This is a genomic window from Nakamurella sp. (assembly GCF_048594475.1).
Taxonomy (GTDB): Bacteria; Actinomycetota; Actinomycetes; order Mycobacteriales; family Nakamurellaceae; genus Nakamurella.
The window spans coordinates 1-8,963 of the sequence record NZ_JBMDXT010000444.1; the positions used below are offsets into that span (position 1 = coordinate 1).

11 protein-coding genes and 1 tRNA gene are annotated in these 8,963 nt (G+C 73.2%); 7 read left to right on the forward strand and 5 right to left on the reverse strand.

Annotated features, from left to right (window positions below):
* The 3 genes from ACOJUF_RS19970 to ACOJUF_RS19980 all read right to left on the reverse strand — a co-directional run.
* The coding region (locus ACOJUF_RS19970; RefSeq protein WP_420123577.1) for a DUF2786 domain-containing protein at positions 1 to 115 on the reverse strand (115 nt) is incomplete at its 3' end.
* A 138-nt stretch (positions 116 to 253) separates the two neighbouring features.
* The gene (locus ACOJUF_RS19975) at positions 254 to 1,240 is read right to left on the reverse strand and encodes an SDR family NAD(P)-dependent oxidoreductase (RefSeq protein ID WP_420123568.1); all 987 of its coding nucleotides are present in this window, start codon (positions 1,238 to 1,240) and stop codon (positions 254 to 256) included.
* Between the two features lie 136 nt (positions 1,241 to 1,376).
* The gene (locus ACOJUF_RS19980; protein WP_420123569.1) at positions 1,377 to 1,727 is read right to left on the reverse strand and encodes a winged helix-turn-helix transcriptional regulator; all 351 of its coding nucleotides are present in this window, start codon (positions 1,725 to 1,727) and stop codon (positions 1,377 to 1,379) included.
* Between the two features lie 184 nt (positions 1,728 to 1,911).
* Here ACOJUF_RS19980 and ACOJUF_RS19985 point away from each other — a divergent pair, with 184 nt between their 5' ends.
* From ACOJUF_RS19985 to ACOJUF_RS20000, 4 genes are all read left to right on the forward strand, one after another.
* Positions 1,912 to 2,592: a DsbA family oxidoreductase gene (locus ACOJUF_RS19985; RefSeq protein ID WP_420123570.1), complete on the forward strand. Its 681-nt coding sequence runs from the start codon at positions 1,912 to 1,914 to the stop codon at positions 2,590 to 2,592.
* Positions 2,589 to 2,768 carry a hypothetical protein gene (locus ACOJUF_RS19990; protein WP_420123571.1) on the forward strand — a complete coding sequence of 60 codons (180 nt, stop codon included), beginning with the start codon at positions 2,589 to 2,591 and terminating at the stop codon, positions 2,766 to 2,768. Before ACOJUF_RS19985 ends, ACOJUF_RS19990 begins: the two co-directional genes overlap by 4 nt.
* 38 nt (positions 2,769 to 2,806) lie before the next feature.
* Positions 2,807 to 3,736, forward strand: coding sequence for an NADP-dependent oxidoreductase (locus tag ACOJUF_RS19995; protein ID WP_420123572.1), 930 nt, complete (start codon positions 2,807 to 2,809; stop codon positions 3,734 to 3,736).
* 161 nt (positions 3,737 to 3,897) lie between these two features.
* Positions 3,898 to 4,908, forward strand: coding sequence for a helix-turn-helix transcriptional regulator (locus ACOJUF_RS20000; protein WP_420123573.1), 1,011 nt, complete (start codon positions 3,898 to 3,900; stop codon positions 4,906 to 4,908).
* Positions 4,909 to 4,921: 13 nt separating this feature from the next.
* Here ACOJUF_RS20000 and ACOJUF_RS20005 read toward each other — a convergent pair whose 3' ends face one another.
* Complete coding sequence (locus ACOJUF_RS20005; RefSeq protein ID WP_420123574.1) at positions 4,922 to 5,962, reverse strand: alpha/beta hydrolase; 1,041 nt, start codon at positions 5,960 to 5,962, stop codon at positions 4,922 to 4,924.
* A gap of 130 nt (positions 5,963 to 6,092) precedes the next feature.
* Positions 6,093 to 6,175 (reverse strand) — tRNA-Leu (locus ACOJUF_RS20010).
* Between the two features lie 196 nt (positions 6,176 to 6,371).
* On the opposite strand from ACOJUF_RS20010, the gene ACOJUF_RS20015 reads away from it, so the two are divergent.
* From ACOJUF_RS20015 to ACOJUF_RS20025, 3 genes are all read left to right on the forward strand, one after another.
* Positions 6,372 to 6,524, forward strand: coding sequence for a hypothetical protein (locus ACOJUF_RS20015; RefSeq protein ID WP_420123575.1), 153 nt, complete (start codon positions 6,372 to 6,374; stop codon positions 6,522 to 6,524).
* 295 nt (positions 6,525 to 6,819) lie between these two features.
* A complete protein-coding gene (locus tag ACOJUF_RS20020) occupies positions 6,820 to 8,265 on the forward strand; it encodes an APC family permease (RefSeq protein ID WP_420123578.1) in 1,446 nt (481 codons plus the stop codon).
* A 6-nt stretch (positions 8,266 to 8,271) separates the two neighbouring features.
* A partial coding sequence (locus tag ACOJUF_RS20025; RefSeq protein WP_420123576.1) for a pyridoxal-dependent decarboxylase occupies positions 8,272 to 8,963 on the forward strand: 692 nt, incomplete at its 3' end.

Here is an 8,963-nt window from a genome sequence, read left to right on the forward strand (position 1 = left end):
CCAGGGTGGCCAGGCGCTGCGCGGCCTGCAGGAACGCGTCCGCCTCGTGCTCGTTGTCGGTGCCCTCCGCCTTGCGCAGCAGCGCGGCGATCCTGGTCAGATCCTTGTCGCTCATCGATCCGGTCCCCGCTCGATCCGTGGGCTGTGCGAGCCGCCCGCTGGCTGCCGTCCGGCGCCCCGTCCGGCCGGTCCAGCATGGCAGCGAGCTCCGACAGTACCGCCGATCACACGTTCGAACCGGACCGCGACCCGGTCACGACAGGGTGACCCCGGTCCGCCGCTCGCAGGCCCGCCACAGGCGCGCCCGGACCTCCGGGTCGTCGTGCTGCCACGGAAGGAAGTAGGTGCGACGCGGTCGCCGGTCGTGCCAGAACTGTCCGGTCGACCGGGACGGGGGCTCGGCGGCGGCCAACCAGACGATGGTGTCCGCGCCCTGCTGCGGCGTGCGCAGGATCGGCCGGGCCACGGTGTCGAACCCGGGCAGCGAATCGGAGACGCCGGGGGTCGCCGCCCAGCCGGGGTGCATGCTGTGCACCACCGGGTCCGCCGGCCGGTTCATCGCGGCCCCGAGCAGCTCGGCCAGCGTGACCTGCATCCGCTTGGTCCGGGCGTAGGCCCGCACCCCGCTGTAGTCGCCGATCCCGGAGTCCAGGTCGTCGGACAGCGCGGCGCTGTACATGCCGCCGGAGGACACGAACACCACCCGGGCGTCGCCGTCGGCGGCCAGCACCGGCCGGAGCCGCACGGTGGTCAGGAACGGCCCCAGGACGTGGGTGGCGAAGGCCAGCTCACTGCCGTCGGCGGTGAACGTCCGGCGCGCCGGCATGATGCCGGCGCAGTGGATCAAGGCGTGCAGGCCGTCCACCTGCGCCGTGACCGCGTCGGCCAGCCGCGCGGCGGCGTCGAGATCGGAGATGTCCGCGGCGTGCGGAACCAGGTCGGCCGCGGGTACCGCGGCCCGGATCCGCCCGGCCGCCGCGGCCAGCCGGTCGGCGCTGCGCCCGACCAGGTGGACCCGGGCCCCCAGAGCGGCCAGGCCCCGGGCGGTCGCTTCCCCCAGCCCCGAGCTCGCCCCGGTCACCAGCACATCCGCCGGGGTGTCGAACGGCCGGGCATCCGCCGGCCACCAGTGGCGCCGGGCGGCCACCCCGAATCGGCTGTACCCGGGCACCACCAGGGCGTCGAGCAGGGTGTCCAGCCCGGCCGTCAGGGCGCCCGGCGCCCCCTCCGATCGCGACACGGCGTGCTCCATCCCGATCCGGTGCCGGCCGCAAGCCGGCACTTCTCGTCGTCCCGGACGGTACGCGGCCCGGCCGGCCGGCGGATGCACCGCCCGACCGCCGGTCAGCTCGGCCACCTGGCCGACCGCGACCGCATCAACCCTGAGCGGCTCGCCGGTTGGCGGCCACGACCTCGTAGTTGGTGACCGCCCACGTCGAGAGGGCCAGAACCGCGTCGAGCAGGCTCCGGCCCAATGGTGTCAAGGAGTACTCCACGCGGGGCGGGACCTCGGCGTAGGCAACGCGGGTGACCAGGCCGTCCCGCACCAGCTGCTGCAACGTCAGGGTCAACATGCGCTGGGAGATCCCGGGAACCAGCGCGTGCAGCTGCGAGTAGCGCAGGGCGCCGTCCCGCAGGGTGCCGATGATCAGGACGGTCCATTTGTCCCCGATCCGGTCGAGGACCTCCCGGATGAACCCGCTCTCCTTGGGCCACCCCGAGCACACGCCGACCTCCTGGACCGGCGATGCACGGCCTGACGCTGCCGCCGACGTCACGCGTTCCTGCCTTTCCCACGAACATCGATGTGCCTGTTCGCGAACACCGAAGTGCCTTTTGTCGACCTCGTCCGAGAGGTACATCATCGCGTTACGCACAAGTTGTGCGCCACCACATCGATAGTAGGTTGCCATGCCCGTTCCCGCTGGTCCCGCGCTTGAGTCCGGCCGCCGCACCCCGGTGCGGGTGGACCTGTGGACCGATCTGAGCTGTCCGTGGTGCTACGTCGGCAAGCACCGCCTCACCCGGGCGATCGCCGTCGGCGGCATCGACGCGCAGGTGGTCCTGCACTCGTTCGAACTGCACTCCGAGTGGCCGGCCGGGCAGGTGGAACCGCTCCTGGAGGTGGCGACCCGCGTCCACGGCGTCCGCCCCGAGCAGGCCCGGATGATGGAGGAGGGCATGGCCCGTCAAGCGCACAGCGAGGGCCTGGCCTTCACCATCGACCGGCCGGTGGCCACCACCTTCGACGTGCACCGGGTGCTGCACCTGGCGACCGAGCGCGGCGTCGGTGACGCGTTCTTCACCGACGTCCAGGGCGAGTACTTCGCCGGGCGCCTCAACCCCGCCGACCCGACCGACCTGACGGCGGCGGCGGCACGGCACGGGATCCCCGAGGCCGACACCCGACGGGTCATCGCCTCCGACGAGTACGGCGATGCGGTGCGGGCGGACCGGGCCCGGGCTCGCGCCCTCGGGATCACCGGCGTCCCCTTCGCCGTGGTCGGAGGTCGCCTCGCGGTCGCCGGCGCCCGGAGCGTCGACGGGTACGCCACCGTGCTGGCCCGCGCCGCGGCCGAGGCATCGGCATGAGCGCCGACACCGGCACCGGTGTCCCGCGGCCGGCCGCCGCGCCGGCGGCTTCCCCGCCGGGTCTGGCGAGCGCCCCGCCGACCACCGACCCGACACCCTTCCCGATCGAGCTCGTGGAACTGGTCGAGCTCGACGGTTCCGGCCCCATCTGCCGTCTCGACGGCACCTGCGGCTGATTCCCCCACCCCTCTCGACCCACCGAAGGAGCCCCACCATGCGCGCATTGCAGATCACCGAGTACGGCGACAACAGCGTCCTGCACATCGCCGACGTCCCGGACCTCACGCCCACCGGAAGCCAGGTTCTCGTCGCCGTCGAGGCCGCGGCCCTGAACCCCCTGGATTCCTTCCTGCGCGCCGGGTATGCGCAGGCCCTCATGCCGTTGCAGTTCCCCGCCACCCTGGGCGGCGACGTCGCCGGCGTGGTCTCCGCCGTCGGTCCCGACGTCACCGAGGTCGCCGTCGGCGACCGGGTCTACGGCAACGCCTACGCCCTGCTGGGCGGCAGCGGCGCCATCGCCGAGCAGGCCATCGTCCCGGCCGCCAACTTCGCCCGGATCCCCGGTGACCTGTCCTTCGCCCACGCCGCGTCGATGCCGGTCGCCGGCACCACCGCCGTCGAGGCCATCGACCACGGCCTCACGGTGCAGCCCGGGCAGAAGGTGTTCATCAGCGGCGGTTCCGGCGCGGTGGGCTCGGCGGCCGTCCAGCTGGCCAAGCATCACGGTGCCCACGTCGCCACCACCGCGAGCGGCGACGGCGTCGATCTGGTCCGCGAGCTCGGCGCGGACGAGGTGTTCGACTACACCACCAACGACTTCTCCGAACACCTGCGCGAGGTCGACGCCGTCCTGGACACCGTCGGCGGCGCCACCCTGGACAAGTCCTACGACATCCTCAAGGACGGCGGCACCCTCGTCACGGTCATCGGCGAGCTCGACCAGGCCAAGGCGGCCGCGAAGGGCCTGACGGTCATCCGTCAGGCCGCCCAGTCAGACGGCGTGCTGGCTCGGCTCACCGGCTACCTCGCCGGCGGGGCCATCACCCCGCGCGTCGGCCGCACGTTCTCCTTGGAGGACGCCGCGGCTGCCTTCACCGCGCTGGAGACCCGCAGCGTGCGCGGGAAGATCGTGATCCTCCTCTGACCCGGCTGAACACCTCGGCGGCGCCGGCGGCCGACCATCAGCCGCGAGCTGGGCAGCGTGCGCCCCGCCCGACGGTGAACCGATCCCGGTGCCGACCCCGCTCGCCGGACTCGCCCGGACAGCGGTCAGATTGTGGCCGCTTCACCCGGCATTCTTCGTCCATGAGCGATTCCCCCGGGCCTTCCGGTCGGCTGCTACGCCTGCTGTCCCTGCTGCAGGCCCGGCGCGACTGGCCGGGCGAGGTTCTCGCCGAGCGGCTCGCGGTCAGCCCGCGCACGGTCCGCCGCGACGTCGACCGGCTGCGCGAGCTGGGGTACCCGGTCCGCGCACTCAAGGGTCCGGACGGGGGCTACCGGCTCGACGCCGGGTCGGAGTTGCCGCCGCTGCTGTTCGACGACGAGCAGGCGGTCGCCGTCGCGGTGGCCCTGCAGACCGCGTCGACCGGGGTGTCCGGCATCGAGGAGGGCGCACTGCGGGCCCTGGCCACGGTTCGCCAGGTGATGCCGGCCCGGCTGCGGGGCCGGATCGACGCCCTGCCGGTGACCACCGTCCCGGCCGATCGCGAGCAGCCCCGGGTCGATTCCGCCGTCCTGATCGCGGTCGGCGCGGCGGTGCGCGACCGGGAGGTGCTGCGGTTCGACTACGAGCGCCCGAGCCGGCCCCGGACCGACTCGGGCGGGGTCGGGGCCACCGGCCCGGCCGGCGCCGCCGATGCGCCCCGGCGGCGGGTCGAGCCGCACCACCTGGCCACCTGGAGCGGCCGCTGGTACCTGGTCGCCTGGGATCTGGAGCGCGGGGACTGGCGCACCTTCCGCGTCGACCGGATGAACCCGCGGACGCCGACCGGGCCGCGGTTCACGCCGCGCGACCTGCCCGGCGGCGACGTCGCGCGCTACCTGCAGGAGGTCTTCCACGGCCGCGAGTGGCCCTGCCGCGGCGAGTTCGTCGTCGACGCGCCGGCGAACGAGGTCCAGCCCTGGACGGGCCGGCAGTCCGTCGTCGAGGCCCTGGGTCCGGCGCGCACCCGGGTCGTCACCGGGTCGTGGTCGTGGGAACGGCTGGCCGCCTGGGTCTCCTGGTGGGAGGTCCCGGTGCGGATCGTCGGACCGCCCGAGCTGCGGGACGCGGCCGCCCGGCTCGGGCAGCGGTTCCTGGCCGCGGCCAGGCCCTGACCCGGCCGCCGGGTCAGCCCGATCCGGCCGGCAGGGCCTGCATGAAGTCGACCGCGGCCGCGCTGATCTGCTCGGTGGCCGCGGCCCGGTCGATGCCCGGCTGCCCGTCACCGGGCTGCTCGCCGTAGTCGCCGAAGTAGGCGTGCACCCCGCCGACGATCTCGGTGAAACCGGCGGACGGCGGCAGGTTGGTCCGGGTCCGCTCGATGTCCTCGGGGGTGGTCAGCCCGTCGTTGCTGCCCCACACCGATTCAACGACCAGGTCGGTGCCGGACAGGTCCCGGTCGGAGTACGACCCGAACAGCAACAGTCCGTCCACCTGGTCGGGGTGGTCCTGGGCGTACCATGAGGCCACCACCCCGCCCAGGGAGTGCCCGCCGACCGCCCATGTGGTGACCTCCGGGTGGGCCTCGATCGCCGTCCCCGGCTGTCCGGTCTGCGCGATCGCCATGCCGAACGGCGGCTTGACGATCACCACGAGGTGACCCGCCGCGGCGACCGGCCAGAGCACCTCGGCGTAGGCGCGGGGGTCCACCCGGGCACCGGGGACGAACACCAGACCCTTGCCCGTCGGCCGGGCCGGCACCAGCTCGATGGAGGTGGGCCCGTCGACCACGGTGACCGCCGCCGGCTCCCCGGGAGCGGCGGTCGACGGCGCGGTGCCCGCGGGGTCGCTTCCGGTGCCGCCGGCGAGCAACGACATCGAGGCCGAGCCCGCGGCGAACGGCCGCAACCAGAACAGTGCGGCGACCAGGCCGACGACCAGGACCGCCAGCACGACCCGACCGGTCACCCGCAGCACCCGCCGGGCCCGCGCCGGCGACGCGGCCGGCAGGTCCGCCGGGGTCCGGCCGGTCGGCAGGTCGGCCGGCCGGCCGCGGGTCCAGAAGGCGGAGGCGACCAGCACCAGGCCGGCGGCCGCCGCCACCAGCAGGGTCGCCGGGTAGGCCGGATGGCCGTTCCAGATCGGGTCGAGGGCGGTGAACAGGACGACCAGCGGGCCGACGGTCAGGACGGCCCCGACGGCCAGCCGGAACCATTGAGCGGCCGTCATGTCCCCCACCCTTCCCGGCGCCGGCAACCTCACCCGCAAGAGGCGGACCCGACGACACCCGACACCCGGCGACGACAAAGGCCCCGCGGCGATGACGCCGGCGGGGCCTTGTCGTCTGTCTCAACCAGAGTGGGCAAGGGGGGAGTTGAACCCCCACGTCCTTTCGGACACACGGACCTGAACCGTGCGCGTCTGCCATTTCGCCACTTGCCCAGCGACGCGGAAAAGGCTAACACGCCCGGACGGGTGCTCTCGACCACCCCGCTCGAGCCGGCTCGCCGACGACCCGGCCGGGACCGGCTGGCGCCGCGGAATCCACCGGATCCGGGCGACCATCCCATCGGCCGCGCAAGAAACTCTGATTCAGGTCTGGTCAACATCAGTTTCTTCTGCCATCCTGATCTGCATCATGCCCACGCACCTGCGACCCCCGACCGCCGCCCCGGCCGCCTTCGTGCCGCAGCGGCCCGCCGTCGTCGCCAAGTTCCGTGGTGCGTTGACCCTGCCGGCTCGTCCCGAGCGCTTCGCGCTGTTCGGCAGCCAGGCCGTCGCCATCTGGTGATCCGGCGGGCGCCGCGCGCCCACCGACCGGCTCGGCCGGTTCCTCGGTCGCTCCCGCGACCGGTCCCCTCCTGCACCACCTGACGAGCACCGCCCCCACCACCGCCGCAGCCGGTCCGGGGCGCGTCTCGGATGACCCTGCCGCGTCCGGCACCGCCGACGCATCCCCCTCACCACCCCGGGCGCATCGTCGCGTCCGGCTACCCCAGGGAGCCGCCGTGCCCGCTTCGACCACGACCCCGCCGCCCGGCCCGGGCCTCGCCCACCGGCTGCTGCGCCGCAAACCGGTGACCCAGATGGAGGCCGAGTCCGGTTCGGAGACCGGACGGAGCGAGCTGTCCCGCAGTATCGGCCTGTTCCAGCTGTCGGCGTTCGGCATCGGCGCCACCATCGGCACCGGGATCTTCTTCGTGCTGGCCCAGGCCGTCCCGCTGGCCGGCCCGGCGGTCATCTGGTCATTCGTGATCGCGGGCGTCGTCGCCGGCCTGACCGCCGTCTGCTACGCCGAACTGGCCGGTGCGGTGCCGGTCTCCGGCTCGTCCTACTCCTACGCCTACGCCACCATGGGTGAGCTCGTGGCGATGGTGGTGGCCGCCTGCCTGCTGCTGGAGTACGGCGTGTCCGGGGCCGCCGTGGCCGTCGGCTGGTCGCAGTACCTCAACGAGCTGCTGGACAACCTGATCGGCTGGCGCATCCCCGAGGCGCTGGCGAACTCGCCCGAGGAGGGCGGGCTGATCAACCTGCCGGCCGTCGTGCTGATCGCGATGTGCGCGGCGCTGCTCATCCGCGGGGCCAGCGAATCGGCGAAGGTCAACGCGGTCATGGTGGTGATCAAGATCGGCATCCTGATCATGTTCATCGCCATCGGCATCACCGGCTGGAACACCGACAACCTGGCCGACTTCGCCCCGTTCGGCATGGCCGGAATCACCGCAGCGGCCGGCGTCATCTTCTTCTCGTTCATCGGCCTGGACGCGGTCTCCACCGCCGGCGACGAGGTCCGCAACCCGCACCGCACGCTTCCGACGGCCATCATCATCGCGCTGATCACCGTCACCGGCCTGTACATCCTGGTCAGCCTGGTCGCGGTGGCCGCCCAGCCGTGGACGCAGTTCGAGGGCCAGGAGGCCGGGCTGGCGCAGATCCTGGAGTCCATCGTCGGTGCCTCGTGGCCGGGCACGGTGCTGGCGGCCGGCGCCGTCGTGTCGATCTTCTCGATCACCCTGGTCGTGCTCTACGGCCAGACCCGGATCCTGTTCACCATGTCCCGGGACGGGATGATCCCGTCGCTGTTCCACCGGGTGAACCCCCGCACCCGCACGCCCATCCCCAACACGATCGTCGTCGCCGCCGTGGTCGCCCTGCTGGCCGGCTTCGTGCCGATCAGCTTCCTGGCCGAGATGACCAGCGTCGGCACCCTGGTCGCCTTCCTGGTCGTGTCCGTCGCGGTGATGGTGCTGCGCCGCCGCGAACCCGACCTGCCCCGCTCGTTCCGGGTGCCGCTCTACCCGATCACCCCGATCCTGTCCGCGCTGGGGTGCCTGTGGATCATCAAGGACCTGCGCCCGATCACCCTGCTCGTCTTCGTCGGCTGGGTCGCGGTGGCGCTGGTCTGGTACTTCACCTGGGGCATCCGGCACTCCGCCCTCCAGCGGCACCGGCCCGTCGGCCTGCTGGCCGAGCCAGCGGCCGGATCGGCCCCCGCGTCCACCCCGAACCCCACCACCCTCGAGAAGGACTGATCCTCCGTGCATTCCGTCAACCAGACCACCGACGCCATGGTCCGCAGCGTGCTGGCCTACGCCGAGAACCGGCTGCGGATGGCCCCGGTCCCGCTGGACCGCGGCACCCGGACCGCGCCCGAGCTGTACCACGATCTCGACGGGCTCATCCGCGACCAGGGTCGGCAGCCCGACGAGGTCCTGGGCGTGTACTCCTCGGTGATCGCGCCCAGCATCATCTCCGCCGACAGCCCCCGCTTCCTCGGCTTCATCCCGGCCGCCCCGACCAAGGCGAGCCTGCTGTTCGACATGGTCGTCTCGTCCGCGTCGATCCAGGGCATCTCCTGGCTGGAGGCGTCCGGGGCTATCGCGGCCGAGAACACCGCCCTGCGCGTGATCGCCGACGAGGCGGGGATGCCGTCGACCGCGGGCGGCTGCTTCGTCTCCGGCGGATCGGCCGGCAACCTCTCGGCCCTCGCCGTCGCCCGGGAGACCGGCAAGCGGCGGCTCGGCGCGGCGCTGGCCGGCCGCCGGCCGCGCGTCGTCGTGGGCGAGGACGCGCACTCCTCGATCGTGAACACGCTGCGGCTGCTGGAGATGGACGCCCTGGTGGTGCGCACCCCCGACCACCGGGTCACCGCCGAGGCCGTGCGGGCCGGCATCGAGGGAATCGACGTCTCCGACGTGGTCGCCGTGGTCTGCACCTCGGGCACCACCAA

Coding starts and splice junctions, on each gene's coding strand:
- ACOJUF_RS19985 (WP_420123570.1), top strand. CDS start 1,912: ATGCCCGTTCCCGCTGGTCCCGCGCTTGAGTCCGGCCGCCGCACCCCG.
- ACOJUF_RS19990 (WP_420123571.1), top strand. CDS start 2,589: ATGAGCGCCGACACCGGCACCGGTGTCCCGCGGCCGGCCGCCGCGCCG.
- ACOJUF_RS19995 (WP_420123572.1), top strand. CDS start 2,807: ATGCGCGCATTGCAGATCACCGAGTACGGCGACAACAGCGTCCTGCAC.
- ACOJUF_RS20000 (WP_420123573.1), top strand. CDS start 3,898: ATGAGCGATTCCCCCGGGCCTTCCGGTCGGCTGCTACGCCTGCTGTCC.
- ACOJUF_RS20005 (WP_420123574.1), bottom strand. CDS start 5,962: ATGACGGCCGCTCAATGGTTCCGGCTGGCCGTCGGGGCCGTCCTGACC.
- ACOJUF_RS20015 (WP_420123575.1), top strand. CDS start 6,372: ATGCCCACGCACCTGCGACCCCCGACCGCCGCCCCGGCCGCCTTCGTG.
- ACOJUF_RS20020 (WP_420123578.1), top strand. CDS start 6,820: ATGGAGGCCGAGTCCGGTTCGGAGACCGGACGGAGCGAGCTGTCCCGC.